Raw genomic sequence first — 26582 nt, forward strand, 5'->3', positions numbered from 1 at the left:
ACAATCGTCAGTATCTATATAACATTATAAATCATTCGGTGCGGTGGGTGCGCGCCGCCGACCGGCTCGGAAGCGGCGTCTCGACGGCGACTCAGGGAGTGAACACGGCGCGGCCTTCGACGTCGCCGTCGCGGAGCCGCCGCGCGACCTCGTTGATGTCCCCGAGGTCGTGCGTCGACGTCCGGACCGAAATCTCGCCGTCCTCGGCGAGCGCGACGAGCTCCTGCAGTTCGGTGTACGTCCCGACGAGGGTGCCGCGGAAGTCCACCTCCTGGCCGACGAGCGCCTGCGCCGGGACGTGGAGGTCGCCCTCGTAGCCGACGACGTGGTGGTCCCCGCCGGTCCGCAGCATCCCGAGCCCGTCCGACAGCGTGTCCTCGGAGCCGACGAAGTCGACCACCGTTCGGGCGCCGCCGTCGGTCAGGTCGTCGACGACCGCAGCGGCGTCCGCCTCGCGGGCGTTCACGGTGTGGGTCGCGCCGTGCGATTCGGCGAGCGCGAGCGCCTCGTCTTTCACGTCCACCGCGATGGTCCGCGTGGGGCTGATGGCGTGCAGCGCCTGCAGGCCGATGTGGCCGAGCCCGCCGATGCCGACGAGCACGGCGTAGTCGCCGGGGACCAGGTCGGCCGCCGCCCGCTTGACCGCGCGGTACGCCGTCAGCCCGGCGTCCGCGTGCGGCGCCGCCTCCACCGGGTCGAGCCCGTCGAGCTGGACGACCGACCGCGCTTTCGTCCGCAGGAACTCCGCGAAGCCGCCGTCGGTGTCGAGCCCCGTGAACACGTGGTCCGGGCAGTGCATGTCCTCGCCCTGCCGGCACGCCCGGCACGTCCCGCAGGACATCGGCGGATGAACGACGACCGAGTCGCCGGGTTCGACGGACGTGACGGCGTCTCCCACCTCGGTGACGGTGCCGGCGTTCTCGTGGCCCGGCGTGTACGGAAGTTCGGCGTCCGCGATGTCGCGCATCGCCCCCTCGACGATGTGGTTGTCGGTGTGACACCACCCGGCAGCCGCCACTTCGACGACGACGTCGTCGGGCGCTGCGATCTCCGGCCGGTCGACGTCCTCGACGGTGAACGCCTCATCGACGTTCGACGTGTACCGGTGTAGCCGTGCTGCTCTCATGAACGAACTCCCGTTTCGAGCAAGTGTAGTTAACAGTTACCACGGAAGGTGTGGTCGTGGCGGTGGCCGTCGCCTGCTCCGGCATCGCGGCCAGGTCGGCCGGCCGGCGAACCGACAGGAGCCCCGGTTCCGTGAGCCGTCGTCGACGCCGGCGACGACACGGAATCCGGTCGTTTTATACGAAATTACGGTCATCCGTGGGGTATGGACGTGCTTCACAGCGCAATCTGGGTGTCGGACATCGACGAGACGCTCGCGTTCTACGTCGACGCGCTCGGCCTCGAGAAGACCCGCGAGTTCGTCAGCGGCGAGGGCGCGCGGAACGTCTACGTCGCCGGCGAGAGCGACACGGAGATCCAGTTCAAGTACGACCCGGACCGCGAGCCGCCGGCGACCGACGACACCGCCTACGACCACGTCGCGGTCGCGGTCGACGACACCGACGCCGAGGTCGAACGGCTCGTCGAGGAGACCGGCTGCACCGTCCGGCGCGGCCCGCTCACCTCCGAGGGCGCCAACGCCCGCGTCGCGTTCATCGAAGACCCCGACGGCTACGGCGTCGAACTCGTCGAGGAGTTCGACGACTGAGCCGGCACCGGCCGGACTGCTTTTTCTGCGGCGTCGCCGCGCCGGAGACGCGCTTTCGACCGCGAAGCCGGCGGCTCGCGGACGTGAGAACCAGCCGCCGGCCGCGACGCCGCACCGACGCCGCGGACCGGCGGGCTGGGATATGGGAGGGGCCGTCTCGGAGTCGGCGTCGTCAGTCGTCGCCTTCGGCGGCGGCGGACTGCGACCCGGACTCCTCGGCGAGCCGTGAGGCGACGTCGGTGATCAGGTCCTCCTGGCCGCCGACGACCTCCATCTCGCCGAGTTCGATGAGCAGTTCGCGCGGGTCGACGCCGTACCGGTCGCTGGCGCGGCGGGCGTGCCGCAGGAACGACGAGTAGACGCCGGCGTACCCGAGGATGAGCGAGTCGTTGTCGAGCTCCGGCATCGTGTCCTCGGTCAGCATCGGCAGCAGGACGTCCTCGGCGGCGTCCATGACGCCGAACAGGTCCGGGCCGACGTCGTAGCCGGCCTTCTCCAGCGCGCCCACCAGCACCTCCATCTGGGCGTTGCCGGAGCCGGCGCCGAGCCCGCGGAGGCAGCCGTCGACGGTGACGGCGCCCGCATCGAGCGCGGTCAGCGTGTTGCCGATGGCGAGCCCCATGTTGTTGTGCGCGTGGAACCCGACGTCGATGGACAGCTCGTCCGTGAGCAGTTCGACGCGCTCGCGGACGCCGTCGGGGAGCAGCGCGCCCGCGGAGTCCATCACGTAGACGGCGTCGGCGCCGTACTCCTCCATCAGCTGCGCCTGCTCCAGAATCGTCTCCGGCTCCGCCATGTGCGACAGCATCAGCAGGCCGTTCGCCTCCAGCCCGCGCTCGGTCACGTACTCGAAGTGCTCCTGGGAGACGTCGGCTTCGGTGACGTGCGTGGCGATGCGGCAGATGTCGGCGCCGTGGTCGGCGGCCATGTCGAGCTCCTCGACCGTCCCGATGCCGGGGAGCAGCAGCACCGACAGCTCCGTGTCGGTGAGTTCGGGCGCGACCGCTTCGAGGTACTCCTCGGTGTCGGCGGCCGCCATCCCGTAGTTGATGGAGGAGCCGCCCATGCCGTCGCCGTGTGACACTTCGACGACGTCCATCTCGGCGTCGTCGAGCGCGGCCGCGACCCGCCGCATCTGGTCGGGCGTGAACTGGTGGTCGACGGCGTGCATCCCGTCGCGCAGCGTCATATCGACGAGCCGCGGCGACTCAGTCATCGAGCGCACCTCCGACGACGCGCTGCTCACCGGACTGTTCGACGATTCGTTCCGCTGCGCCGAGTGCTGCGCTTGTCATGATGTCGAGGTTTCCCGCGTACGGCGGGAGGTGCTGGCCTTCGCCTTCCACTTCGAGCTGCGTCGTCAACACGACGGTGTCGCCGAGGTCGAACCCGACGTCGGACTCGTCTTTGACGACCGGTTCGAGCGTCACGTCGTAGCCGGGGACGTACCCCTGAATCTCCGCCTCCATCCGGCCGACCGAGTCGCGGACCGCGTCGACGTCGACGGTGTCTGCGACCTGCGTGTGCACCGTGTTCCGCATCATGATCGGCGGCTCCGCCGGGTTCAGCGTGATGATGGCTTTCCCCTCGTCGGCGCCGCCGACCTCCTCCAGCCCGGCGGCCGTCGTCTGCGTGAACTTGTCGATGTTCTGCCGGGTGCCGGGGCCGGCGCTCTTCGAGGCGATGTGCGAAATCATCTCGGCGTACCGGACGTCAGCGATGCGGTCCACGGCGTGGACGATGGGGATGGTCGCCTGCCCGCCGCAGGTCACCATGTTGATGTTGGTGGTGTCGCCGACGACGTCGTCGAGGTTGACGACCGGCACCGTGTACGGGCCGACCGCGGCCGGCGTCAGGTCGATGGCGAACAGGCCGAGTTCCTCGTACACCGGCGCCTGCTGCTCGTGGACGGCGGCGCTGGTCGCGTCGAACACGACGTCGAACTCGTCGGCGTGCTCGCGGACGCTGTCCAGGCCGTCGGTGCCGACGTCGATACCCTCGTCGACCGCCGCCTGGAGCCCCTCCGATTCCTCGACCGGGAAGATTCCGATCATCCGGGCGACGTCGATGGTGTCGCTCCGGTCGAGTATCTTGTACATCAGGTCGGTCCCGATGTTCCCGGGACCCACGATTGCGGCATCTATACCCATGGCTCAACAAGCCACGGTCGAATATTTAACAGTACTGGTGGCCGCAGCACGCGCGCCGGACGTCGTTCGACGCACCGGTCCTCGTATCGACTGCCGTCGCTTCGGCTGTCGTCGCATCGGCTGTCTTCGCGGTCGACGTCTCGGCCGTCGCCGAAAAGAGCACCCGTCAGGGCCGGCGCTGCGTCCCCGTCAGAACGGGTACGAGCGCGGTTCGCGCTGGATGGACGTCCACGAGTCCTCGGTGAACTCCTGGAGGATCCAGTCGCCGTTGTAGCGGCCCATCCCGGAGTCCTTCTTCCCGCCGAACGGGACGTGCGGTTCGACGTTCACCGTCTGGTCGTTGACGTGCATCATCCCGACCTCGATCTGGTCGGCGACGTCGCGGGCGCGGCCGCGGTCCGCCGAGTGGACCGAGCCGGCGAGGCCGTACTCCGTCGCGTTCGCCAACTCGACGGCCTCCTCGTCGGTGCTGAACGGAATGATGGGGGCGACCGGGCCGAAGTGCTCGTTGCACGCCGCCGCCATGTCGTTCGTGACGCCGGTCAGGACGGTCGGCTCGACGAACAGGCCGTCGTGGCCGCCGCCGGTTTCGAGCGTCGCGCCCTCCTCGACGGTTCGCTCCACGTAGTCGATGATTTCGTCGCGCTGGGACTCGTTGATTATCGGGCCGATGACCGTGTCGTCGTCGCGCGGGTCGCCGATAGGGAGTTCGGCGGCGCGCTCGGCGAGCCGTTCCGCGTACTCGTCGTACAGCGACTCGTGGACCAGGTGGCGGTTGATGCTGATGCACACCTGCCCCTGGTTCCAGAACGACCCGAAGACGCCGGCGTCGACCGCCTGGTCGAGGTCGGCGTCCTCCAGGACGACGTGGGGGTTGTTGCCGCCGAGTTCGAGCGCCGGCAGCGCGAAGTGGTCGATGGCGTTCTGGCCGACGAGCCGGCCGACCTCGGTCGACCCGGTGAACGCGATGACGTCGCTGTCGGGGTGGGCCGCCGTCCGGTCGCCGGCGGTGGAGCCGGGGCCGGTGACGACGTTCAGCACGCCGTCGGGCAGCCCCGCGGCCTCGAACAGCTTCGCGATGACGAGGCCGCCGGTGACCGGCGTCTCGCCCGCCGGCTTCAACACGACGCTGTTCCCGGTCGCGATGGCCGGCGCGACCGCGCGAATCGACAGCTTCAGCGGGACGTTCCACGGCGAAATCACGCCGACGACGCCCTTCGGTTCGCGCCGCACGATGTTCTCCTTCCCCGGAATCTTCGACTGGTTGTGCCGGCCGGACATCCGGAACGCGAACGACGCCGCGTCGTGGACGAACGTCACCGCGCCGCCGTGTTCGATGGCCTGCCGGGACGGCGCCCCGCCGCTCTCCACGGCGAGCAGTTCGCAGATCTCCTCCTCGTAGTCGTCGAGCAGCTGCGCGGCCGTCCGCACCACGCGGGCGCGCTCGTCCGGCGTCGTGTTCGCCCAGTCCTCCTGGGCGTCGACCGCCGCCTCGTAAGCGTCGTCGACGTCGGCCGCCGTCCCCGCCGGCACCTGCGTGAACAGCTCTCGGGTCGCCGGGTTCTCTACGTCCATCCGGTCGCGGTCCGGGACCTCCCGCCACTCGCCGTCGATGAAGAGGGCGTCCCAGTCCGCGTCCACGGAGAACTCGCGTCCGTCTGTCTCGTGTTCGGGCATGAGTCGTCGGCTACGAGTTACGTTCACCTCTACTTATACGTGCGGGATGAGTCAGTCGGCGCCGCTGCACCGGGCTGCGTCGGTACGCCGGCGGGGAGCGGCAGGACTAAGTGACGAGTACGGCAGGTACCAGCCATGGGACTCAGCCAGTCAGAGGTCGATTCGTTCGCCGACGAGCTGTACGACGCCTACGTCGACAAGGAGCCGGTGACGCCGCTGTCGGAGGACGCGGAGTTCACGACCGACGAGGCGTACGAGATTCAGTCCGCGGTCGTCGACCGCGTCCTCGCGGGCGACAACGAGGTCATCGGCCGCAAACTCGGCCTCGTCAGCGAGGCGAAACAGGAGCAGATCGGCATCGACGAACCCATCTTCGGCACCATCACCGAGGAGAACGTCCTCGACGGCCCGATTCCGACCGAGGAGATGATTTCGCCGCGGCTCGAAGCCGAAATCGGCCTCGTCCTCGACGACGACCTCTCCGCGCCGGTGTCGACGACGGACGTCCTCACGTCGACCCGGGCGCTCGTCCCGGTCGTCGAACTCATCGAGAGCCGCTACAAGGGCTGGTCCATCCCGTCCGCACAGGACGTCATCGCGGACAACACCTCCACGGGCAAACTCGTCGTCGGCGAGACGCTCCGCGACGTCACGGACGTCGACCTCCCGCACGAGGGCGTCACCGTCACCGTGAACGGCGACATCGAGGCGACCGGTGTCGGCGCCGACATCATGGGGAACCCGGCCCGCGCCGTCGCGTGGCTCGGCGACCGGCTCGCCGACCTCGACCAGCAGCTCCGCGAAGGCGACCTCGTCATGACCGGCGGCATCTCCGCCGCCATCGACGTCGAACCGAACGACGTCTACACCGTCGAGTTCGGGAACATCGGCTCCGTCCACCTCCGCGCAGAGTAACGCTCAGGGTCGCAGCCGCCGACTTCCGACGGATTTTCTTCGAGAAAACGAACCGTAGCGTCCGGGGTGCGGGCGGCGAGCTACTTGTACTGGATGTCCAGCGACAGTTCGTTCGCGGTGCTCTGAACTTCGCCGACGAGTTCGTCGTCGAACCCTTCGGTGCCGAGCCGCCGCGTCGGCGCGGAGACGCTGATCGCGCCAAGGATTTCGTCGTCGGGCCGAATCGGCGCGGCGATGCAGGCGAGCCCCTTCGTCCGCTCTTCGTGTTCGGTGGCGTACCCCTGCTCGCGAATCCGTTCGAGTTCCTCCAGCAGCACCGACTTCTGCGTGATGGTGTTCTCGGTGGCCTTCGGGAGCCCCCACTGGTCGATGATGTCGTCGACGCGCTCCCGCGGGAGGTTCGCGAGGATGGCCTTGCCGATGGCGATGTTGTGGAGGTGGATGCGGTAGCCGAGGTGGGTGTCGAGGTTCACCGCGTACGCGCCGCGCGACTGATAGAGGTAGACGCCCTTCCCGTCCTCCTCTGTCATGAGGTTCACGAGCATCCCGGTGTCGTCGGCGAGCTGGTTCGCCTTCGACCGGCCGAACTGGTAGATGTCGTGGGTGCGGCGGACGTGCCCGCCGAGCGTGAGGAACTTGAGGCTCAGCCGGTACTCCTCGCCCGACTTGACGACGTAGCCGTGCTCGCGGAGCGTGCTCAGGTGGTTGTGAATCGCCCCCTTCGTCATGTCGAGCTCCGCTTCGAGCTCGTGGATGCGCGCGCCGTCGAGCGCCCGGAGCTGCTCGACGAGCCGGAGCGACTTCTCGGTCGTCCGCACCGGGTGGTTCGCTGGTTCGGTCATACGTGTGAATCGGTCGCACCGCACATATATGTTTTCACAGTCAAAACTCTCTGGCGGGCTGTCGCCGTCTCAGTCTTCGCCGACGTGCGCCGTCAGCGAGCCGACGGTGGTGAACTCCGCGGTGAGCGCGTCGCCCGGTTCGACGTCGACGGCCGGGGTGAGCGACCCGCTCAAGACGAGGTGGCCGGCGTCGAGTCGCTGGTCGAGGTCGGCGAGCGTGTTCGCCAGCCACGCGACCGCACGCGCGGGGTGGTCGAGCACCGCGGCGCCGACGCCGGAGGCCGTCAGTTCGCCGTTCCGGTACAGCTTGACGCCCTCCAGCGACAGGTCGGTCGCGTCCGCCGGGCTGAGTTCCTCGCCGGTGAGGTACAGCGCCGACGAGGCGTTGTCGGCGACGGTGTCGGGCAGCCTGATGTCCCAGTCGCGCACGCGGCTGTCGATGACTTCGAGCACCGGGACGACGCTCCGGGTCGCGTTCAGCACGTCGAGGTACGTCACCGGCGGTTCGAGCGGTTCGCCGATGAGGAAGCCGAGTTCCGGCTCCACGCGCGGCGCGATGAGGCCGTCGGCCGGAATCGTCCGCCCCTCGACGAACATCGTATCGAGCAGCCGGCCGAAGTCGGGTTCGTCGACGCCGAGTTGCTCCTGGATACCGTCGCTCGTCAGGCCGACCTTGTGGCCGGTTACCGACGCACCGTCGTCGAGTCGGCGGTCGATGAACCGCGACTGGACGTCGTAGGCGTCCGCCACCGTCAGGTCGTGCGTTGCCGTCAGCCGACTGATCGGCTCGGCCGACTCGTGCGCCTCGTACAGCGACTCCGCGAGTTCCTCGCGGACGTCCGCGTCGACTGGCATACTCACCCGGATACCGGCCACCGCCAAATAAATTCGTGTTCCCCGCAACTCCCGGCGCTGCGCCGGCGCCTCTCGCTCGCTCCTCCCGCCCGCGCGTCTCTCACATCCGGGACTGGACGGCCGGCATCCTCGTTTTCTATGTGGAAACACGGGGTTCTGCGGGCAGCGGTTTTTCCCGTGACTGCCGACCAGATAGACGTGAATCGCTCCGAGATCCGCTCTGTTCAGGTCTGAAAACCGGCGATGTGCCGCGTCGAGTGACTGCTGCTCTCCGGTGGCTCTCCCGCGACGCCAACCAGATTTTCCTTCTGAAAACGATATCGCGGGAGTCGGCACGCTCTGGGCATTACAACACTAACTCTGTAATAACGTGGCCGTCTCCCGACCGCAGCACGCTGGTTATCAAACTAATATAAGAAATATATCTATAGAATAAGTCTGTTAGTTCTTTCTCTGTCGGTTCGTGCCCCGAACTGCGGCTTTCGGCTCAAGAACCTCGACAAATTCGCAACTGTGGCTAACTTCGTGGGTATTTTCCGCTATTATCTACGAATAGTGGCTACTTCGAAGCAAGTGCCACTGATTTCCGCACAACCCTGGCTGGTCTGAAACGCTGAAAATCCGTATCGTGAGTGCATCCTAGATTGGGTTGGTCAGCTGACTATACCTGTGTCGATGACAAAATTAGTAGGGGTTGAAAGAAAACACGGGAATCAGATAGTTCGATTACTCTCCGACTCGGCGGATTGGTTACGGGTGCCGCCTGGGCTGGAGCCGCGGCTCACCGAGGGCGGCACTGCCGAGGAGAACGAGACGAGGTCGTTACCGCCGCGTCCAGTCGCGGGCGCGCTCCAGCTGGTCGGTCGCGGTGTCGAAGCCGTCGTCGGCGACGCCGTAGTAGCGTTCCCGGCCGACGGGCGTTCGGAGCCGCAGAACCCGGGTGTGCGCCGCGACCTCGAAGGCCGTTACTTCCCACCGCGAGTCGGCGTGCTGCCACGCGTCGAGCGCGGTCGCCTCCTCGTCGTCGACGACGCGGCTGCCGAGCTCCCAGGTGAGCTGTGAACTGTGCGGAATCGAAAACGGGAGTGCCGGGTGGGCCGAGCCGCCCTCCGTGGACGACTCGCGTGGCACATGCCCAGACATACCACGGACGAAGCGAACTGCGAATAAAGTCTATTCGGTTTTCGAGGTCTGACGGTGCGCGTCCACGGTCAGTCGTCGGCCGGCGGCGAGACGTCGGGGTCGCGGCCGCGGGCGTTCGCCATCGCGATTCGGAAGACGTCCCTGAGCGCGGCGCGCCGCTTCGCGAACAGCCCTGCGGCGAGGACCAGGTACAGCGCCGTGAAGGCGTACAGTAGCAGCAGGCTCAGTTCGTCGGCGCGCGCCTCGGTGAACAGCCGAATCAGGACGAACTCGCCGACGACCTGCGAGAGGAACAGCACGAGCAGCGCGACCGCCTCCCGCACCGAAATCTCGAAGTTGACGAGGATGGCGAGCGCGAACAGGCTCTGCGCCGCGGTCAGCCAGATTTCGGCGGCCTGCTTCGGCCCGAACGGCAGGATGCCGTACCGGCCGAGCGAGATGCTGTAGACGACCGCGAGCGTCCCGATGAGCAGCGTCCACTGGTTCAGCTTCGAGGAGATGAGCGCGTTGAACGACGCCGTCGTCCGCGCCTTGTTGACGAGGTAGGCCGTGATGACGAGCTCCGGGCTCTCGCTGGCGAGCGGCGCGATCCACTGAATCATGAAGAACGGCGGGATGCCGGCTTCGGTCCCCATGTGTTCGAGGCCGTGCGCGAACGGCTCGACGGCGCTGAAGATGAGGAAGCCGGCGTACGCGAACAGCGCCAGGACCGCCGGGATGCGCAGCGACTTCCGGAGCTCCTGGAGGTACGCCGGGACGCCGACGTGCGCCTCGTCCTGGTCGACGTCGCCGCGGAGCACGACGAGGATGTACGCGACGTACAGCCCGACGAGCACGATGGTGTCGAACGCGTCGATGCCGAGGCCGCTGCCGCCGATGGCGACCGGGACGATGAACGCGAACACGGTCGCCGCCGTCAGGAACATGATCTCCGTCGCGATGCTGCGGTCGAGCTGGACCGAGTCGGCGAGCGTGCCGCCGCGGTCGTTGATGGCGTGGTCGGTGGCGCCGCCGGCGGTTGCGCGGTAGATGGAGAACAGCGCGATGCCGGCCCAGCCGATGCCGATGAGGATGCGGTTCGCCCCGGTCATGTTCGCGACCGCGAGGTGCGCGGCGTCCGAGGCCGGATTCTGCCCGGCCTGCCACGCGTACAGCGCGTCGACCGCGTACTCCGGCGCGACCGCGAGCACGGCGAGGATGGCGAGCGCGAACGCGCGCGGCACGTCTTTCTCCGCGGTCTCGGCGCCCCACGCCAGCAGGAACGACGCGCCGAGCACCGCGGCGCCGCTGAGCGCGACGGTCACCAGTGTCGATTCGTAGCCGCCCACGAGGCTCCGGAGGAGCCACGGGAGCGTCAGCGTCACCGCTCCGCCGAGCATGAGCAGAATGTAGCGTCGAGTTTTCATGGATGTCGATGGCGTCTGCCACCGCGCGGCGTCGGCGCGGCGGAGTTGCCGTTACCGGCCATGCAGCGGTCGGCCACATAAAACACAAGTTATCGGTGATGCCGTCGGGAACGAACGGCAGGAGCGGCGAAGCGACCGAATCGGCTGTGTAGTGTGTTTGCCCGTCATTCGGCTGCTCACGGCGTCGACGACGCGGATACCTGCCGAAAGCGCTTGAACGAGCGGTGGCCGCTCGACCCCGGGCGGCAATCAGGCTGAAGTGCGTTCCGGCGGAACTGCCTGACGCGGTTCGTCGTGCCGACGTGGCTCGCCGAGGCCACCGGGCGACCCAGGGGCTTCTCGGAGGGTGTCCCTGTGCCGCCCCGCTTTCGGACCGATACGTACGTGAGGCGACGGCCGTCGAAAGGTTCAACCACCGGTTCCTGCTACGGGGTGGCGTGGTTGAACGCCGGACCGTCCTGACGGTCGGTTTCGCCCTCCTCGCCGTCCTCGCTCTGGCCGCCGCCGCGGCGACGCTCGACTCCGCAACGGCGACGCAGAACAGCGGCGGCTTCGGCGCCGGCGCGGCCGACGACAGGACCGGCGTCGGCGACGACACCGGCGCGGTCGAACTCGGCGGTGCAAGCGGCGGCACCGGCGGCGGCCTGTCGCTGTCGCTGTGTCTCCCGTTCCTCACGAAGTGGTGGGTGCAGACGCTCCTCCTGCTCGCCGTGTTCGCGGCGTTCGCCGGCCTCTACCGGTCGATGGGCTCCGCCGTCCTCTCGGGGCTGACCGTGGCGTCGCTGTCGCTTCCGTTCGCCATCCTCTACGTCGTGTTGACGTCGTGCGGGTCGGCGCCGACGCGATTCGGCGTACCGGGCGCGGCCGGCGGCAACGTCTCGCTCGGCAGCGGCGGCGGCAGCGCCGGGATGAACGCCGCCGGCGAGGCGGTGTCGACGCCGACGGCGCTCGTCGGTCTGCTGCTGCTCGTCGCAATCGTCGGCAGCGTCGCGCTGCTGTTCCTGTCGACGACCGACTCGGACGACCCGGACGTCGCCGACGAGGAGCCCGGCCTCCCCGAACCGGAGCGCGCGGCCGCCGTCGGGGCCGCCGCCGGCGCCGCCGCCGACCGGCTGGAGGCGGACGCCGACCTGGAGAACGAAGTGTATCGCGCGTGGCGCGAACTCACCGCGCACCTCGACGTCGACGGCCCGGACTCGTCGACGCCGGGCGAGTTCGCCGCCGCCGCCGTCGACGCCGGCATGAACCCGGACGACGTGTCCGCTATCACCGACCTGTTCGAGCAGGTGCGGTACGGCGACGCCGAGCCGACCCCGGAGCGCGAACGGCGCGCCGTCGACGCGCTCCGCTCCATCGAGGAGACGTACGGCGCCGGCGACGACGCGGGGGTCGCCGGCGACGACGCAGAAACCGCCGCGGGCGACGCGACCGACCGACCGACGGACGACGCGGACGGGGTGGACGAGTGAACCGCTCGGCGGCGCTCGGCCTGTTCGCCGTCGTGTTCGGGTTCGCGGTCGTCGCGCGGAACGGGCTGGCGGGCGTCATCGGCATCGGCGGCGTCGACCTGTTCGTCAGCGGCGTCGGGGCGCTCGCGGTCGTGCAGGGGCTCCGGTACGCCAACGAGGCCCGGCACACCGAGCACCGCGCCGTCGCCACCGCCGACGCGGAGGACCGGTACGAGGTGCCGTCGCCCGGCGACGACGTCGACGAGTTCGTCCGCACGGCGTCGGCGGCCTCGCACGCGAGCGTCCGGGAGCGGCGCGAACTCCGCGACCGACTGGGCGACGCTGCCCGGACGACCCTCCGGACCCGCGGGTCGGTCGGCAGCGACGACGACGTCGACGCCGCGCTCCGCGACGGTACGTGGACGGACGACCCGGTGGCTGCGTGGTTCCTCGGCGAGACGCCGCCGACCCCGGCGTCGGTGCGCGCCCGCAGCCTCGCCGGTTCGAACACTCAGTACCGGTTCGTGGTGCGCCGCACCATCGCCGCAATCGCCGCCGTGGAAGACGGCGTCGACGCTCCGCGGCCGGCGCCGTCGTCGATGCGGTGGCGGCTCGCCGAAGCCGCGGTCGAAGCCGGTCGGCGGCCGATTCGCGCCGTCCGCCGGCTCCGCGAGGTGAGTCGCTGATGCCGCGGCTCCCCGAACAGCTCCAGCCGGAGGGGGTGCTTCCGACCGGCCGGTGGGCCGGCGTCGCCGGGTTCGCGCTGCTCCCCGTCGGCCTCGGCGTCCTGCTGCGGCATCCGCCGCTGGTGCTCGCCGGCGCCGTCGCGGTCGCGTACGCCGCCTACGCGCACGCCGACACGGAGCCGGCGCCGTCGGTCGACGTCGAGCGGGAACTGTCGGACGACGCGCCCGACCCGGGCGACGAGGTGACCGTGACGCTGCGCGTCCGGAACGTCGGCGACGGCATCGTCCCGGACCTCCGCGTCGTCGACGGCGTCCCGCCCGGGCTCGCAACCGAGAACGACGAGCCGGCGCGGCTCGGCACGGCGCTGCGCCCCGGGAAGTCCGCGACGGTCCGCTACACCGTGACCGCGACCCGCGGCGCCCACGAGTGGGACCCGGTCCACGTCGTCGCGCGGAACGTCAGCGGGTCGACCGAGCGCGGCAGCCGGGTCGACGTCGAGACGACGATGCGGTGCCGGCCGGAGCTTTCGTCGTCGTCGTCGCTGCCGCTGCGCGGACTCACGACGCAGTACGCCGGCCGCGTCGCCACCGACGTCGGCGGCGCCGGGCTGGAGTTCCACTCGACGCGCGAGTACCGCCACGGCGACCCGGCCAAGCGCGTGAACTGGTCGCGGTACGCCCGCACCGGCGAGCTGTCGACGCTGCAGCTCCGCGAGGAGCGCGCCGCGACGGTCGTGCTGTGCGTCGACGCCCGCGAGGACGCCTACCTCGCGCCGACCGCGGAGGCGGCGAACGCCGTCGAACGCGGCGTCGACGCGGCGATGCAGGCCGCCTCCGCGCTGCTCGACAGCGGCGACCGCGTCGGCGTCGCGGCGTTCGCGGCCGGCGACTGCTGGCTGCCGCCCGGCTCCGGCGCCGACCACGCCGCCGAACTCCGCGACGTGCTGGCGACCCATCCGTCGCTCGCGCCGACGCCGTCGGAGGACCGGTTCCTCGCGACGACGTGGACGAAGCGGTTCCGGCGGCGCCTCCCGGCGGACGCGCAGGTCGTGTTCTGCTCGCCGCTCACCGACGACTACGCCGCGCTGCTGGCTCGCCGGCTCGACGCGTACGGCCACGCCGTCACCGTCATCAGCCCGGACCCGACCGCCGGCGACACGCCGGGCCGCCAGCTCGCGGCGGTCGAACGGTCGAACCGGCTGTCGCGGCTCCGCGGCGCCGGGCTCCGGGTGCTCGACTGGGGCGACGAGCCGCTGGCCGCGGAGCTGCAGCGCGCCGCCGCGAGGTGGTCGCAGTGACCGTGACGCGGTCGCCGCCGGCGCTCGGCGTCGCCGTCGCGGCGCTCCCCGCGGCCGTCGGGACGGCGTCGGTCGCGCTCGTCGCGCCGGCCGCCGGCGCCGTCGCAGCCGTCGGGTTCCTGCTGGTCGTCGTCGGGACGCGCGGCTCGTCTCGGCGCGTCCTCGGCTGGGGCGCCGTCGGCCTCGCGCTCGGCGTCCTGGCCGCCGGCACGGTCGGCGGCGCCGGGGCTGCGCCGTTGCTCGTCGGCGCCCTCGGCACGGTGCTCGCGTGGGACCTCGGCGAACACGCCGTCGGCGTCGGCGAGCAGCTCGGCGCCGAAACGGACGCGACCCGGACCATCGGCTTTCACGCCGCGGCCAGCGTCACGGTCGGCGCGGTCGGTGCGGCCGTCGCGTTCGGCGTCTACTCGACGGCGACCGGCGGCCAGCCGCTCGTCGCGCTGTTCTTCCTGCTCGCCGGCGCCGTCGCGCTCGTCAGCGCGCTCCGCTGACGGCGCCCCCGCGTCCGACCGTCACTCCGCGGCGGCGCCGGCGTCGCTGCCGCCCTGCTGGACCGTCGGGACTTCGACGCGGTCGAGCACCGCCTGCAGCACGTCCGATTTGGCGACGTCGTCGACCTTCGCGTCCGGCGTGAGCACGAGTCGGTGGGCGAGCACGGGCGCTGCGACCCGCTTGACGTCGTCGGGCGTGACGAACTCGCGGCCGGCGAGCACCGCGGCGGCGCGGGTCGCCTCGAACAGCCGCTGGGTGCCGCGCGGGGAGACGCCGACGTCGACGCGGCGGTCCTCGCGGGTGGCGCGGGTGAGCCGCGCCATGTACTCCAGGAGGTCGTCGTCGACGCGGACGGACTCGGGCGCGCCTCGGACGTCGACGACGCTGTCGGCGTCGAGCACCGGGTCGATGGAGGGATCCTGCTCGACGCGGCCGGCGCGCCGGCGCAGCAGCTCGATTTCGCCGTCGAGCTCCGGGTACCCCATCGACGTCTTGACGTTGAACCGGTCGAGTTGCGCCTCCGGCAGCGGGAAGTTCCCCTCGGACTCGACGGGGTTCTGCGTCGCGACGAGGAAGAACGGCTCCGGGAGCGCGTAGGTGTCGCCGTCGACGGTCACCTGCTCTTCCTCCATCGCTTCGAGCAGCGCCGCCTGCGTCTTCGGCGGCGCGCGGTTGATTTCGTCCGCGAGCACGACGTTCGCGAAGATGGGGCCCTCGGAGAACTCGAACTCGCCGGCGCTCTCGTCGAACACGTTCGTCCCGGTGACGTCCGACGGGAGCAGGTCAGGGGTGAACTGCACCCGCGAGAACGACAGGCCGAGCGCCGTCGCGACGCTGCGCGCGGTCAGCGTCTTCCCGGTGCCGGGGACGTCTTCGATGAGGACGTGGCCGCCCGAAAGCAGGCCGATCAGGATGTCCTCGAAGAAGTCGTCGTCTGCGATGATCGAGCCGCGGAGGGCGTCGAGCACGTCCGTGCAGGCCGCGCCCGCGTCGGGGATGTCCATGCGAGGTGTGGACGCGGCTTCGGTGTTAAACGTCCGGGTTGGCGGGGTCGCGGCGTCACTACGGGCGCTCCGTCGTGCGGTCCCGGCCGCCGAGCCGCCGACCGGAACCGAAACCGATTAACCGCAGCACCGCCGAGTGGGAACTGAGCCGAGGTAGCCTAGCCTGGCCAAGGCGGCAGATTCGAAATCTGCTGTCCATTCGGACTCGGGAGTTCAAATCTCTCCCTCGGCGTTCTCAGAGGCGCATCGTGACGAGCGGCGAGCGCGCCGTCCGCGTCCGTTCCCGTTTCAGGAGTCGTCGATGTACGGAGAGAGCGTCCCGGGTTCGTCGGTGTCGCCGCGGAGGCGACGCCGCCGCTTGTCGTAGGCGCCGTCGAGGTCGAGCAGCTGTCGCTGGCGGCTGACGAGGTAGGCGTCGACGTCGCTCCGGTCGGCCGGGTGGGCGGCGTGAATCCACACCGGGCGCGCGCCGGCGTCGGACAGCGAGGCCGCCCACGCTTCGGCGTCGTCGCGGTCACCGAACGCCCGCCTGACGCCGGCGTCGACGACGGCGCGGCCGACGGCGCCGTTCGCCTTCCGGGCGGACGGCTTCACTTCGACGACGTAACTCACGGCGGCGAGTACCGCCTCTTCGTACTTCAAACAACCCACCTGCGCCGGCGCCGCCGAACGGCCGGCAGCAGCGGTGCGCGGTCCGCCGCCGGCCGTTTCCTCTCGACCGGTCCGCGCAGAGGGGAACAGTCATAGTGGCCGACGGAACAGAGAACACCGTGCGACTGGTCCACTACCCGGCGGGGGGCGCCGCGGACGACGTCGAGGCGGATTCGGATTCAGATTCGGATTCAGGCCCGGATTCAGGCCCGGATTCGGACACGGGCTCGGAGCCGGATTCTGCGCCGCGGACGCTCGCCACCGACGTCGACGTGGCGGAGACGACGCTGGAGAAGGCGCGCGGGTTCATGTTCCGGCTCTCGGCGCCCGAGGGGGGCGCGCTGGTGTTCCCGTTCGACGACGTCGACACCCGCGACCTCCACATGCTGTTCGTTCCGTTCGCGCTCGACGCGGTGTGGCTCGTCGACGGAGAGGTGCGGACGGTGAAGCGCCTGCGGCCGTGGCTCGGCGTCGGCTGGGCCGCCGCCGACACGGTCGTCGAACTGCCCGCGGGCGCCGCCGCCGACGTGGAACCGGGCGACCGCATCGAACTCGTCGAAGACTGACGGGCGCGAAACAGCGGCGACACAGCGGGGAAGCGGCGACGCGGCAAGGGAGCAGCGGCACGACGGGACACCGAATCGGTCGGGCCGACAGATTGCGCCGTGCGGCCCGTCCGCAATTTTTGCACGTCCGACAGGTCCGTCTGTCCGGTCGGCGCGGTTTATCCCTCCGGGGGGCGGAGTGCCGTTGAGCCACTCATGACTCGTGGACGTTTTATTCGGGTGCGATGAGCCCCATTCAGACGTGAACCTTTCAGAACTAGACACAGTTTCGTTCCTCGACACGACGCTGCGCGACGGCGAGCAGGCGCCGGGCGTGTCGCTGTCGCCGGACGACAAAGCGCGCCTCGCAGAGCACCTGGACCGCGCCGGCATGGACGTCATCGAAGCCGGGTCCGCCTGCACCAGCGAAGGCGAACGCGAAGGCATCCGTCGGGTCGCCGACCTCGGCCTCGACGCGACCGTCACCAGCTTCGCCCGCGGCGTGCAGCGCGACATCGACCACGCGCTCGACTGCAACGTCGACGGCGTCAACCTCGTCGTCCCGGCGTCCGACCGCCACATCGAGACGAAAATCGGGACGACCCGCGACGAGGTCGTCGACGACACCGTCGAGCTCGTCGACTACGCCCGCGACCACGGCCTCTGGGTCGAGGTGCTCGGCGAGGACGGCTCCCGCGCCGACCTCGACTTCCTCGAACGCCTCATGGGCGCCGCGCTCGACGCCGGCGCCGACCGGGTCTGCTACTGCGATACGGTCGGCGCCGCCTCGCCCGAGCGCACCGCCGAGGTCGTCTCGCGGCTCGCCGCGCTCGGGCCGACGTCGACGCACACCCACGACGACCTCGGCCTCGCGGTCGCGAACGTGTTCGCGTCGCTGCGCGCGGGCGCCGACCTCGTTCACGGCACCGTCAACGGCGTCGGCGAGCGCGCCGGCAACGTCGCGCTCGAGGAGGTCGCCATCGCGCTCGACCGCTGTTACGGCATCGAGACGCTGAACCTCGAGGAGCTGTACGCGCTCTCGCGCGCGGTCGCCGACGCCACCGGCGTCGCGCTCCCGTCGAACAAGGCCGTCGTGGGCGGCGACGCGTTCGCCCACGAGAGCGGCATCCACACCGACGGCACCCTGAAGGACGACCGGATGTACGAGCCGTACCCGCCGGAGACGGTCGGCCGCGAGCGCCGACTCGTCCTCGGGAAGCACGCGGGCCGCGCCGGCGTCGCCGCCGCGCTCGCCGACCTCGGGTTCGAGCCGTCGGCCGACGAACTCGGCCGCGTCGTCGCGCGCGTGAAGGAACTCGGCGACCGCGGGAAGCGCGTCACCGACGCCGACCTCCGCGCGCTCGCCGCCGACGAACTCGGCCGGAGCCGCGACCGCGAGGTCGAACTGCTCGGGCTCTCGGCGACGAGCGGCGGCGAGACGCCCGCGGCGTCCGTCCGGCTCCGCGTCGGCGACGAGGAGCGCACCGCCGCCGGCACCGGGAGCGGCCCGGTCGACGCCGCGATGGCCGCCGTCCGTGAGGCGCTCGGCGACGACGACGCCCACCTCGAATCCTACCGGGTCGACGCCGTCACCGGCGGCACCGACGCCGTCGTCACGGTCGAAGTCGAGATGCGCCGCGGCGACCGCGGCATCACCGTCTCCGCCGCCGACGCCGACATCACCCGCGCCAGCGTCGACGCCGCCGTCGACGCGCTCGACCAGTTACTCGAAGACGAAGCCGTCGACGCGGACGGCGACGCTGACGGCGGCGCCGACGCCGAGGGCGACGACGCCGACGACGAGGCGGAAGCGCCCGCCGACGACTGAACTTCGGCGAGTCGCCGCCTCGTTTCGCGGCCCGTGTTCCTCGCCGCTCGGCCGTTCTCGCGTCCCGGCGTGATGCACTCCGAGCGAGCGGTACCGTTAACGGCGCTTCGCCCGAACGAGCCGACGACCGTGCCTTCGCCCTCCCTGCTCCGATTCGGCGTGGTCGGCACCGCGGTGCTCGCGGCGCTTCCGCTCGCGCTGGCCGCGCGGTACGTGTTCGGCGCGGCGCTGTTCCGCCGGACCGCTGACGTCCGCCCGCCGACCGAAGCCGAACGCGACCGGCTCCGACGCGCCGCCGAGACTGCTGGCGTCGACGCCGCTGACCGTCTCGATGCCGTCGTCTCGACCGAGTCGCGCGCGTTCGTCGGGCTCGCCGGGACGCCGCGTCGCCGGCTGCTGGTGCTGTCGGCGGCGGCGCTGTCGGACGCGACGGACGCCGAACTCGCCGGGCTGGTCGGCGTCGCCGCAGGTCAGGACGACGCCCGGCTCCCCGAACTGTACGCGGCGGTGCTGTTCGCACTCGGCGTCGCGTTCGCGGTCGCGGTCGGCGTCGACCCGTCCGGCTTCGGCTCCGTCTGGACCGCGGGCGCGGTGGTCGCCGGGCTGGTCGGCGCCGTCGCTGTCGCGTTCCCGCTCCTCCGTCGCCGGACGTACGCGGCTGACCGTGCGGCCGCGGCGCGCGTCGACGCCGACCGGGTCGCTGCCGCGCTCGCATTCGTCGACGCCCGTCGGCTTCCCGAGTGGGTTCCGGCCGCGCTCCGCCCGAAGCCGTCGCCGGAGCGCCGCCGGGCGCGACTCTGACCGTCGCGGACTCGGCCGCCTCCGTCGACTGCCGCCCGCACAGTTATGTCGCCGTCAGCCGTCGGTGCGGCCGTGCGCCGAGTGACGCTGGCGGCCGCGCTGCTCGCCGGGAAGGGGCTGGACGCGGCGTCGACGGTCGTCGTCCTCCGGCTCGTTGAGTCCGCCCGCGAGACCGTGCCGCTGTCGCGGGCGCTGATGGCGGAGTTCGGCCAGGTCGGCGGGATGGCGGTGCTGACGGTGCTGACCATGGTGGTCGTCGGCCTGCTCGCGGAGTCCGGCGTCGTCATCGCCCGCGTCGCCGACGACGCCCCGGAGTGGTACGTCCCGACGCTGCGCGCCGCCGTCTACCTCGGCTGCGCCGCCTGGTTCGGACTCGTCGGCGTCTGGAACCTCACGCTGCTGCTGTAGCGCGGCGGAACTCTGGATTTTCTCAGGGTTTTTGGGCGAACGCGACGGAGGTGGCGTATGGAGGAGACGCCGGACGGGACGCCGGTCGGCGTGGACGACCCGTACGAGCGCGCGGGCGCCTGCGACCACCTGACCGGCGACGGCCGCTGCCGGTACGCGCTGAACCACGCCGGCCACGACCCGGCGTTCGCGGCGGAGCGGCGCGCCGACGACTACGCCTGCCTCGTCGCCGACGAGGACGCCGACTGGCCGGACTGTCCGCACTACCGCTCGACCACCGACGGGAAGGAGTGCGCGCGCTGCGGGCTCGAAGAGGTGCGGATGGCGCACGACGCGACGCGGCCGCTCGTCGAGGAGCACCACCTGTCGTACGCGGACGCCGGCGACGCGGACGGCGACGGCGACGACCCCGCACACGAGATCACGGTCGGGCTCTGCCGGTGGTGTCACGCGAAGGTCCACAACGGCTTCGCCCGCGTCGACGACGACGCCGCGCCCGACCCGGAAGCCATCGCGGAGCGGGAGTCGCGCCGCGGGAAGGAGCTCGACGAACTCGGGTTCTCGACGGCCAGCGACCGCTTCGGCGACGACGCCGACGGCGACGCGGACGGCTGACCTCGGGCGACCGGCCTTCTGCTGCCGCTGCTCCCGCCCTTTCCCGCCCCGCGTCTTAGTAACCTAACCGCCGAAATCGGCGACTCAACGGGAATGATTAATAACTCGCACCGGCCAAGATAGTGTATGACCGTCGTCAGCGTCTCGATGCCGGAGGAACTCGTCGACCGCCTCGACCGCTTCGCGGACGAACACGGCTACACCGGGCGGAGCGAACTGCTCCGGGAGGCCGGCCGGAACCTCCTCGGCGAGTTCGAGGACCGTCGCCTGGAGGAGCGCGAACTGATGGCCGTCGTCACCGTCGTCTTCGACTACGAGACGACGAACGTCGAAGAGCGCATGATGCATCTCCGACACGAGAACGAACACCTCGTCGCGTCGAACTTTCACAGCCACGTCGGCGGCCACCTCTGCATGGAACTGTTCGTCCTCGACGGCGACCTGGAGGAGATATCGTCGTTCGTCGGCAAAATCCGGGCGACCCGCGACACGCTCTCGGTCGACTACTCCGTGATGCCGGTCGACGACTTCGGCGTCGACGCCGCGGCCGACGAAGCGAGTGACGGCGACGCGGATTCGGACCGCGACGGCGACGCGGATTCGGACCGCGACGCGGACACGGACGCCGCGGGCCGGGACGACTGAGACGGACGGCGGCGCTACTGTCGACGTCGCTTCCTCGGCGGCGGCACCGTCGACGTCGCTTCTCCACTGACTGCGCCGGGCACGTTCGTGCATCCCCGGTCGAAAAACGGACCGTTTTTCACCACGTCCGCGCAACACGGCGTATGAGCGAGCCGCGCATCGTGGTCATCGACAACCACGGCCAGTTCACGCACCTCGAAGGCCGGGCGCTCCGCGACGCCGGCGTCGACACCGACGTCGTCGACAACGAGACGCCGCCCGGCGACATCGACGCGGACGGCCTCGTCCTCTCGGGCGGCCCCGACATCGACCGCGTCGGCCGCTGCGCCGACTACGTCCGCCTCGACGTCCCCGTCCTCGGCATCTGTCTCGGCCACCAGTTCATCGCCACCGAACTCGGCGGCGCCGTCGAGAGCGGCGACTACGGCGGCTACGCCGACGTCGACGTCCGCATCACCGACCCGGACGACCCGCTCGTCGGGTCGCTCGCCCCCGAAACCCGGACGTGGGCCAGCCACGCCGACGAGGTCGTCGCGGTGCCCGACGGCTTCGCCGTCACCGCCGAGAGCGACGTCTGCGGCGTCGAGGCGATGAGCGACACCGACCGCGACCTCTACGGCGTCCAGTGGCACCCCGAGGTCTCCCACACCGAACGCGGCCAGGAGCTGTTCGAGAACTTCGTCGACATCTGCCGCTAGTCCGCCGGCGACGCGGTCGCGGCCACAGTCGGGGGTTGGTCGCGCCGCGCTGAAGTTCGCGCCGCGCTGAAGTACCGCCCTTTTTATTCACCGGCCGCCTCACTCTCGGCAACGACTATGACCGCGACGCAGAGCAACCTCGCCGGCCTCTCGCGGTTCATCTTCCGCGCGCCGTCGTGGTACACGAGCGTCGCGTTCGCGCTGCTTCTGGCGGCGGTCGCCGGCGTCGGCGCCTTCGAGAGCCCGGCGGTCGAGCAGGTGTGGCGCGGCGTCCTGTTCATCGGGCGGGACGCGTGGGAGGGCGTCTTCTTCATCGGGATTCCGACCGTGGTCGCGGCGTTCGGCACCGCGTGGGTCGACCGGTTCGTCGGCGGGAAACTCAGCCGGAACCGCTCGTCGCTGCTCGCGCTGGCCGGCGAGGTCCTCATCGTCGCGTTCCTCGTCGTCGCCGCGGTGCTCGCTCACCTGTCGACGGCGCTGAACCAGCGGTTCGTCTTCGACGTGCTCGTCGTCGCGCTGTCGTCGGTGTTCGCGCTGCGGCTGCTCGTCATCATGGCGGTGTCGCGGTCGTCGCTGCTCGTCGCGGCCGCGCCGGCGAGCATCCAGACCGTGGTCGCGGCCGTGCTGCTGTTCGTCTACAGCGGGACGCTGCGGTTCATCGAGGTCGGCGGCCCGCTGGTGCGCGCGCTGCTGTTGCCGTACCTGTCGCGGCCCGGCGAGGCGCCACCGGAGCTGTCGGCCATCAGCCCGGACCACTTCGTGCTGCTCGCGCTGACCTGCGCGCTGTACGCCGGCGCCGTCTGGACGTTCCTCTACGTCGTCGACCGGCCGTGGCGGAACTCGCTCGGCGTCTCCGTCCTTGACTTCCTCCGCGGCTTCATCGGCCACATCGCCGAGGGCTCCCGCGAACTGGAGGACTTCTTCGAGCAGCTCGGCGAGGAGGCCATCGTCCCGGTGACGGTGCTGGCGTTCCGCACCCCGGACGGCGAGGAGAAGGCGCGGTGGGTGCTGCCGATGATTCACCCGGGCCCGATGGGCGAAATCGGCGGCGGGAACCTCCCGGTCCGCGTCGCAGAGCAGGCCGACGGGCTCGGCTTCCCGCCGCACGCCACCGCAGGCCACGACTTCAACCTCGTCACGGAGCGGGAGGTGGACGTCGTCATCGACGCCGCCCACCGCGCGTTCGACCGCATCGACTACGCGACCGAGGCGTCCGAGAGCGTCCGCGGGGAGTCCGGCGAGGCGTCGATTCTCGGGCAGCTGTTCGGCGACGACGCGCTGCTCGTCTCGACGTTCGCGCCCGCGTTCGCCGACGACGTCGAGTACGCGGTCGGCCTGTCGGCGGCCGCGGAGGCGCGCACCACCGGCGTCGACGACGTGCTGCTCGCGGACGCGCACAACTCCAACAACGGCCTCGAAGGCCCCGACCTCGGCCACGTCACCCCCGGCTCGAAGCGGTCGTTCGACATGCTGCAGGCCGCCCGCGACGCCGGCGAGCGACTCGCCGCCGCCCCCCGCGGCGACCTCTCCGTCGGGACCGCGTGGGAGCGCACCGACTGGCGGCCCGCCGACGGCGTCGGCCCGCTCGGCATCCGCGTCATGGTCACCGAGGTGCGCGACGACACCACCGCCTACGTGCTCGTCGACGGCAACAACATGGACCCGGGGCTGCGCGACAGACTCGTCGACGCGGTCGTGAGCGACGGCGTCGACGACGCCGAAGTACTCACGACCGACACGCACGTCGTCAACACCGTCGAGGCGGAGAACCAGGTCGGCGCCGCCCTCGACTGCGACGAACTCGAAGCCGTCGTCACGGACCTCGTCGCCGACGCGCGCGCCGACGTCGAACCGGTCGAGGCCGGCATGGCGACCGAACACGCCGAGGTGACCGTGTTCGGCAACGACCGCACCGAGACGCTCGCCAGCCACGCCAACGCCGCCGTCTCGATGGGCGGCGCGCTCGCCATCGCCGTGACGCTCGCACTGCTCGCCATCTCCGTGCTGCTGTTCTTCGTCACCGGCGCGTAACCGCCCCGGCTTTCGCGGGCCGGCCGACCGCGTCAGCGACGACCTCGAATCACGGCGTCCGGCGCTCCTCGCTCCACGCCGCGGCGAGTTCCGGTAGCGGCGTCTCCGCGACGTCGACGAACTCGCCGTCGACCCGCCGGACGCCGCCGTCGGTGTCCGGGTCGCTGCCGACGTGCGTCAGCGACGCGGCGTCGACGCCGAGTCGGCCGGCGGCCGTCTCGAACGCCCGCCGATGCGGCTTCCGCCAGCCGCAGGCGGCGCTCGTGACGACGGCGTCGAAGTCGTCGCGCGAGAGCGCCGACCGGGCGAACACGCGGCCGGTCAGCTCCGGCACCGCGCAGTTCGTCAGCAGCGCCACCGGGCCGCGGCGCCGCGCGGCCGCGACGGCGTCCACGGCGCCGTCCCGTGTCTCCACGGCGGGGTCGTAGGCGGACACGACGGCGCGCCGCGCGGCGTTCCCGGGCGCGTCGACGCCGCGGGAGGCGAGCGCGCGACTCACGTGCGCCGGCTCCGGGACGGCCGCGCCGGCCGGCGCGTCGACGTGGCGTTCGCGGTACGCCGCCGCCCAGTCGTCCGGCACCGCGACGCCGCGCTCGCGGAGTTCACTGCCGACGGCCGCCGCCGGGTCCGCCGGCAACTCGGCGTCGACGAGCGTCCCGAACAGCGCGAACGACACAGACACGGCTCCGTGTCGGCGGCGCGTCCCGAAGAAGGTGGCGAGCGACCGGCGCGTCGGCGGAGTCGGTGCGTCGGCGGAATCGGTGCGTCGGCGGAATTTGTGGGTCTGCGTCGTTGCCGGCCGCGTCAGCCGAGCGACGGCGTCGGCACGTCGAGCGACGGCTCCGGCTTCGACGGCGTCGGCAGCGGCAGGTACGCCGACAGCCGGTAGTACTGGTAGGCGACCGCCGGGACCGCCATCGTCGCCAGCGACACGGACGCCGCGACGTAGTCGCCGTACTGGACGTTGATGTACGCGACGAGCAGCCACGACGCGACCCAGCCGAGCAGGACGGCGGCGACCGCGACCTCGACCGCGCCGGTGGCGAGCGTCGACGCGACGCCGCGGAGCCGCGAGGCGTCCTCCGAGTCAGTCCGAGTCATCGAGCCACGCCGGAATTGTAGCGTGAGACGGAAAAACGCGGCTCGGAGCTGTGGGGTCTGAAAACCGCCGCGTTCGGCGGGCGCTCCGCCGACGGATTCGGCGGTTCCGCCGCCGGCGACGGCGGAAACTGGCCGGGGTCGCGCGTTCTCGGCGCGGCGTCGCTACCCGACGACGTTCGATTCGAGGTCGCGCGGGAAGTACGTCAGCCACTCGACGCCGGACTCCGTGATCGCGATGGTGTCGGAGTGGCGGTAGCCGGCGTCCTCGGTGTAGATGCCGGGTTCGATTGTGTACACCTGCCCGGGCGCCATCTCCGCGTCGGCGTCGTCGACGTAGTCGTAGTCCGCCCAGCCGCGGTCGATGTACGGCGGTTCGTGGCCGCCGAGCCCGATGTTGTGGCCGACGTGGTGCTGTGCGAGGTCGGCGACGCCCTGCTCTTCGAAGTAGTCCCACACCCGCTGGTCGACGTGGCTGATGGGGACGCCGGGGCCGAGCGCGTCGATGGCGATGTCCTGCGCCTCCAGCATCAGTTCGAAGTAGTGCGCCTGGTCGTCGGTGTAGTCGCCGACGAACATGGTTCGCTCCAGTTCGGAGTGGTAGCCGTCGACGTTCGCCGACGCGCCGGTGACGAGCACGTCGCCCTCCGAGAGCCGCTCGTTCGGCGTGTGGCCGTGCGGCAGCGCCGTCTCCGCGCCGGAGATGTAGCCGGCGTGCACCGGGCCGCCGCCGCGGGTCCGCACCGCGTACCGGTCGCCGAGCGTGTCCAGCATCGACCGCGACGCCTCCGTCGACGCGCGCTGACTCACCGTGGCCGGGTGCGCGCCGACCTCCGTGAACTCCGCGAGTTTGCGGTGGCCGAGGTTCGCCCACTTCGCCGACTCGCGAATCAGGTCGACCTCGGCGTCGGTCTTCTCCCACCGCATCCGGTCGACCCACGACTGCGTCTCGACGTCGACGAACTCCGACAGCTGCGGCCCCTCGTAGCCCATGACCCCGGGCGCGCCGTCGGCGTCCGTCGCGACGGCGTCGGCGTCGAGGCCGCGGAGCATCTCGACGGCCGTCTCCAGCGGCGCGCCGCCGGGGTAGTCGAAGTAGTGGTGGACGGCGTCGATGCGCGGATTCGGCTCGACGCGCTCCACTTCGAGCCGCGGCACCGTGATCTCCAGCCGGTCGTCCGTGACCGCGAGCACCACCGGACGCTCGGTCTGGATGTGGTGGAACCCGGTGAGGTACTCGATGCTGGTCGCACCGAAGAACGTCGCCGCGTCGGCGCCGCTGTCGGCGAGCCGGCCGCGGACCTCGGCGAGCCGCGCGTCGAACTCGGATTCGGGGAGTCTCGTCGCCATACGCCCCGCGTCCGCCGCTCGCAGCATAAGCGTCCGGGAAGCGGCGGGCGACACGAGACGCGGTCTCCGGTGCGGTCCACACGGCGAGTGTCCGTCGACGCACCGGACGATAGAAACAATTTGAGACCGACTATTTCAGGTAATACCTACTTTACTGCCATTTTACTGTCTAACTATATGAAGAGAATTTGGATACTATCTTCTAACTTTTCACTATATTCCAGAGACAACGGGGAATTTATGATAAATTCTGTTTTTTAGAGGAGAAATATATTATAGGTG

27 protein-coding genes and 1 tRNA gene are annotated in these 26582 nt (G+C 70.6%); 15 read left to right on the top strand and 13 right to left on the bottom strand.

The genetic code is table 11. The features are described from left to right. Positions 1-91 precede the first annotated feature (91 nt). Positions 92-1126 (bottom strand): NAD(P)-dependent alcohol dehydrogenase, encoded by a 1035-nt coding sequence (locus ACQUST_RS07595; RefSeq protein WP_435126967.1) that lies wholly within the window; start codon positions 1124-1126, stop codon positions 92-94. A 204-nt stretch (positions 1127-1330) separates the two neighbouring features. Here ACQUST_RS07595 and ACQUST_RS07600 point away from each other — a divergent pair, with 204 nt between their 5' ends. Beyond that, the gene (locus tag ACQUST_RS07600) at positions 1331-1714 is read left to right on the top strand and encodes a VOC family protein (protein ID WP_435126969.1); all 384 of its coding nucleotides are present in this window, start codon (positions 1331-1333) and stop codon (positions 1712-1714) included. A 172-nt stretch (positions 1715-1886) separates the two neighbouring features. Here ACQUST_RS07600 and dmpG read toward each other — a convergent pair whose 3' ends face one another. The 3 genes from dmpG to ACQUST_RS07615 form a co-directional block, all read right to left on the bottom strand. Continuing rightward, positions 1887-2930, bottom strand: a complete 1044-nt coding sequence (gene dmpG / locus ACQUST_RS07605) for a 4-hydroxy-2-oxovalerate aldolase (RefSeq protein WP_435126971.1) — start codon at positions 2928-2930, stop codon at positions 1887-1889. Further along, on the bottom strand, positions 2923-3864 hold the full coding sequence (locus tag ACQUST_RS07610; protein WP_435126973.1) for an acetaldehyde dehydrogenase (acetylating): 942 nt from the start codon (positions 3862-3864) through the stop codon (positions 2923-2925). Before ACQUST_RS07610 ends, dmpG begins: the two co-directional genes overlap by 8 nt. 189 nt (positions 3865-4053) lie before the next feature. Further along, positions 4054-5541 carry an aldehyde dehydrogenase family protein gene (locus ACQUST_RS07615; RefSeq protein WP_435126974.1) on the bottom strand — a complete coding sequence of 496 codons (1488 nt, stop codon included), beginning with the start codon at positions 5539-5541 and terminating at the stop codon, positions 4054-4056. 135 nt (positions 5542-5676) lie between these two features. On the opposite strand from ACQUST_RS07615, the gene ACQUST_RS07620 reads away from it, so the two are divergent. Continuing rightward, positions 5677-6456 carry a 2-keto-4-pentenoate hydratase gene (locus ACQUST_RS07620; RefSeq protein ID WP_435126976.1) on the top strand — a complete coding sequence of 260 codons (780 nt, stop codon included), beginning with the start codon at positions 5677-5679 and terminating at the stop codon, positions 6454-6456. 80 nt (positions 6457-6536) lie between these two features. Here ACQUST_RS07620 and ACQUST_RS07625 read toward each other — a convergent pair whose 3' ends face one another. The 4 genes from ACQUST_RS07625 to ACQUST_RS07640 all read right to left on the bottom strand — a co-directional run bounded on the left by ACQUST_RS07625 (position 6537) and on the right by ACQUST_RS07640 (position 10702). Beyond that, the gene (locus ACQUST_RS07625) at positions 6537-7298 is read right to left on the bottom strand and encodes an IclR family transcriptional regulator (protein ID WP_435126978.1); all 762 of its coding nucleotides are present in this window, start codon (positions 7296-7298) and stop codon (positions 6537-6539) included. 69 nt (positions 7299-7367) lie between these two features. Then, positions 7368-8153 carry a 2-keto-4-pentenoate hydratase gene (locus ACQUST_RS07630; protein ID WP_435126980.1) on the bottom strand — a complete coding sequence of 262 codons (786 nt, stop codon included), beginning with the start codon at positions 8151-8153 and terminating at the stop codon, positions 7368-7370. 822 nt (positions 8154-8975) lie between these two features. Beyond that, a complete protein-coding gene (locus ACQUST_RS07635; protein WP_435126982.1) occupies positions 8976-9296 on the bottom strand; it encodes a hypothetical protein in 321 nt (106 codons plus the stop codon). A 68-nt stretch (positions 9297-9364) separates the two neighbouring features. Further along, positions 9365-10702: a sodium/calcium exchanger protein gene (locus tag ACQUST_RS07640; protein WP_435126984.1), complete on the bottom strand. Its 1338-nt coding sequence runs from the start codon at positions 10700-10702 to the stop codon at positions 9365-9367. A gap of 437 nt (positions 10703-11139) precedes the next feature. On the opposite strand from ACQUST_RS07640, the gene ACQUST_RS07645 reads away from it, so the two are divergent. From ACQUST_RS07645 to ACQUST_RS07660, 4 genes are read left to right on the top strand one after another with little or no spacing between them, the layout of a single operon-like run. Then, the gene (locus ACQUST_RS07645; protein ID WP_435126985.1) at positions 11140-12171 is read left to right on the top strand and encodes a DUF4129 domain-containing protein; all 1032 of its coding nucleotides are present in this window, start codon (positions 11140-11142) and stop codon (positions 12169-12171) included. Beyond that, the gene (locus tag ACQUST_RS07650; protein ID WP_435126987.1) at positions 12168-12836 is read left to right on the top strand and encodes a DUF7269 family protein; all 669 of its coding nucleotides are present in this window, start codon (positions 12168-12170) and stop codon (positions 12834-12836) included. The genes ACQUST_RS07645 and ACQUST_RS07650 overlap by 4 nt, the downstream gene beginning before the upstream one ends. Beyond that, on the top strand, positions 12836-14134 hold the full coding sequence (locus ACQUST_RS07655; protein ID WP_435126989.1) for a DUF58 domain-containing protein: 1299 nt from the start codon (positions 12836-12838) through the stop codon (positions 14132-14134). Before ACQUST_RS07650 ends, ACQUST_RS07655 begins: the two co-directional genes overlap by 1 nt. Next, complete coding sequence (locus ACQUST_RS07660; RefSeq protein ID WP_435126991.1) at positions 14131-14625, top strand: DUF7519 family protein; 495 nt, start codon at positions 14131-14133, stop codon at positions 14623-14625. The genes ACQUST_RS07655 and ACQUST_RS07660 overlap by 4 nt, the downstream gene beginning before the upstream one ends. Before the next feature lie 21 nt (positions 14626-14646). Here the strand turns inward: ACQUST_RS07660 and ACQUST_RS07665 are convergent, their stop codons facing one another. Continuing rightward, positions 14647-15630, bottom strand: a complete 984-nt coding sequence (locus ACQUST_RS07665) for an AAA family ATPase (RefSeq protein ID WP_435126993.1) — start codon at positions 15628-15630, stop codon at positions 14647-14649. Between the two features lie 147 nt (positions 15631-15777). Here ACQUST_RS07665 and ACQUST_RS07670 point away from each other — a divergent pair. Further along, positions 15778-15862 (top strand) — tRNA-Ser (locus ACQUST_RS07670). Positions 15863-15918: 56 nt separating this feature from the next. Here the strand turns inward: ACQUST_RS07670 and ACQUST_RS07675 are convergent. After that, positions 15919-16272 carry a hypothetical protein gene (locus ACQUST_RS07675; RefSeq protein WP_435126995.1) on the bottom strand — a complete coding sequence of 118 codons (354 nt, stop codon included), beginning with the start codon at positions 16270-16272 and terminating at the stop codon, positions 15919-15921. A 128-nt stretch (positions 16273-16400) separates the two neighbouring features. Here ACQUST_RS07675 and ACQUST_RS07680 point away from each other — a divergent pair, with 128 nt between their 5' ends. The 8 genes from ACQUST_RS07680 to ACQUST_RS07715 all read left to right on the top strand — a co-directional run bounded on the left by ACQUST_RS07680 (position 16401) and on the right by ACQUST_RS07715 (position 23852). Next, positions 16401-16847 carry a DUF192 domain-containing protein gene (locus tag ACQUST_RS07680; protein WP_435126997.1) on the top strand — a complete coding sequence of 149 codons (447 nt, stop codon included), beginning with the start codon at positions 16401-16403 and terminating at the stop codon, positions 16845-16847. A 241-nt stretch (positions 16848-17088) separates the two neighbouring features. Then, complete coding sequence (locus ACQUST_RS07685; protein WP_435126999.1) at positions 17089-18654, top strand: 2-isopropylmalate synthase; 1566 nt, start codon at positions 17089-17091, stop codon at positions 18652-18654. Positions 18655-18783: 129 nt separating this feature from the next. Next, a complete protein-coding gene (locus tag ACQUST_RS07690; protein ID WP_435127001.1) occupies positions 18784-19455 on the top strand; it encodes a hypothetical protein in 672 nt (223 codons plus the stop codon). 72 nt (positions 19456-19527) lie between these two features. Further along, positions 19528-19863 carry a hypothetical protein gene (locus ACQUST_RS07695; RefSeq protein ID WP_435127002.1) on the top strand — a complete coding sequence of 112 codons (336 nt, stop codon included), beginning with the start codon at positions 19528-19530 and terminating at the stop codon, positions 19861-19863. Between the two features lie 57 nt (positions 19864-19920). Continuing rightward, complete coding sequence (locus ACQUST_RS07700) at positions 19921-20478, top strand: DUF7097 family protein (protein ID WP_435127004.1); 558 nt, start codon at positions 19921-19923, stop codon at positions 20476-20478. 126 nt (positions 20479-20604) lie between these two features. After that, positions 20605-21123, top strand: a complete 519-nt coding sequence (locus ACQUST_RS07705) for a ribbon-helix-helix protein, CopG family (protein WP_435127006.1) — start codon at positions 20605-20607, stop codon at positions 21121-21123. 143 nt (positions 21124-21266) lie between these two features. Beyond that, positions 21267-21821 (top strand): GMP synthase subunit A, encoded by a 555-nt coding sequence (locus ACQUST_RS07710; protein WP_435127007.1) that lies wholly within the window; start codon positions 21267-21269, stop codon positions 21819-21821. Between the two features lie 117 nt (positions 21822-21938). Then, a complete protein-coding gene (locus ACQUST_RS07715; RefSeq protein WP_435127009.1) occupies positions 21939-23852 on the top strand; it encodes a DUF2070 family protein in 1914 nt (637 codons plus the stop codon). Positions 23853-23901: 49 nt separating this feature from the next. Here the strand turns inward: ACQUST_RS07715 and ACQUST_RS07720 are convergent, their stop codons facing one another. The 3 genes from ACQUST_RS07720 to ACQUST_RS07730 form a co-directional block, all read right to left on the bottom strand. Continuing rightward, on the bottom strand, positions 23902-24534 hold the full coding sequence (locus ACQUST_RS07720) for an HAD family hydrolase (protein WP_435127011.1): 633 nt from the start codon (positions 24532-24534) through the stop codon (positions 23902-23904). 122 nt (positions 24535-24656) lie between these two features. Further along, on the bottom strand, positions 24657-24953 hold the full coding sequence (locus ACQUST_RS07725) for a hypothetical protein (protein WP_435127013.1): 297 nt from the start codon (positions 24951-24953) through the stop codon (positions 24657-24659). Between the two features lie 162 nt (positions 24954-25115). Next, positions 25116-26300 (bottom strand): M24 family metallopeptidase, encoded by a 1185-nt coding sequence (locus ACQUST_RS07730; RefSeq protein ID WP_435127015.1) that lies wholly within the window; start codon positions 26298-26300, stop codon positions 25116-25118. Between the last annotated feature and the right edge of the window lie 282 nt (positions 26301-26582).

Source organism: Halobaculum sp. D14, assembly GCF_051195135.1.
Taxonomy (GTDB): domain Archaea; phylum Halobacteriota; class Halobacteria; order Halobacteriales; family Haloferacaceae; genus JBNTKA01.

Bases quoted from the DNA above. Each gene is read 5' to 3' on its own strand.
- ACQUST_RS07595 (WP_435126967.1), bottom strand. From the start codon at position 1,126: ATGAGAGCAGCACGGCTACACCGGTACACGTCGAACGTCGATGAGGCG.
- ACQUST_RS07600 (WP_435126969.1), top strand. From the start codon at position 1,331: ATGGACGTGCTTCACAGCGCAATCTGGGTGTCGGACATCGACGAGACG.
- dmpG (WP_435126971.1), bottom strand. From the start codon at position 2,930: ATGACTGAGTCGCCGCGGCTCGTCGATATGACGCTGCGCGACGGGATG.
- ACQUST_RS07610 (WP_435126973.1), bottom strand. From the start codon at position 3,864: ATGGGTATAGATGCCGCAATCGTGGGTCCCGGGAACATCGGGACCGAC.
- ACQUST_RS07615 (WP_435126974.1), bottom strand. From the start codon at position 5,541: ATGCCCGAACACGAGACAGACGGACGCGAGTTCTCCGTGGACGCGGAC.
- ACQUST_RS07620 (WP_435126976.1), top strand. From the start codon at position 5,677: ATGGGACTCAGCCAGTCAGAGGTCGATTCGTTCGCCGACGAGCTGTAC.
- ACQUST_RS07625 (WP_435126978.1), bottom strand. From the start codon at position 7,298: ATGACCGAACCAGCGAACCACCCGGTGCGGACGACCGAGAAGTCGCTC.
- ACQUST_RS07630 (WP_435126980.1), bottom strand. From the start codon at position 8,153: ATGCCAGTCGACGCGGACGTCCGCGAGGAACTCGCGGAGTCGCTGTAC.
- ACQUST_RS07635 (WP_435126982.1), bottom strand. From the start codon at position 9,296: ATGTCTGGGCATGTGCCACGCGAGTCGTCCACGGAGGGCGGCTCGGCC.
- ACQUST_RS07640 (WP_435126984.1), bottom strand. From the start codon at position 10,702: ATGAAAACTCGACGCTACATTCTGCTCATGCTCGGCGGAGCGGTGACG.
- ACQUST_RS07655 (WP_435126989.1), top strand. From the start codon at position 12,836: ATGCCGCGGCTCCCCGAACAGCTCCAGCCGGAGGGGGTGCTTCCGACC.
- ACQUST_RS07665 (WP_435126993.1), bottom strand. From the start codon at position 15,630: ATGGACATCCCCGACGCGGGCGCGGCCTGCACGGACGTGCTCGACGCC.
- ACQUST_RS07700 (WP_435127004.1), top strand. From the start codon at position 19,921: ATGGAGGAGACGCCGGACGGGACGCCGGTCGGCGTGGACGACCCGTAC.
- ACQUST_RS07705 (WP_435127006.1), top strand. From the start codon at position 20,605: ATGACCGTCGTCAGCGTCTCGATGCCGGAGGAACTCGTCGACCGCCTC.
- ACQUST_RS07710 (WP_435127007.1), top strand. From the start codon at position 21,267: ATGAGCGAGCCGCGCATCGTGGTCATCGACAACCACGGCCAGTTCACG.
- ACQUST_RS07715 (WP_435127009.1), top strand. From the start codon at position 21,939: ATGACCGCGACGCAGAGCAACCTCGCCGGCCTCTCGCGGTTCATCTTC.
- ACQUST_RS07725 (WP_435127013.1), bottom strand. From the start codon at position 24,953: ATGACTCGGACTGACTCGGAGGACGCCTCGCGGCTCCGCGGCGTCGCG.
- ACQUST_RS07730 (WP_435127015.1), bottom strand. From the start codon at position 26,300: ATGGCGACGAGACTCCCCGAATCCGAGTTCGACGCGCGGCTCGCCGAG.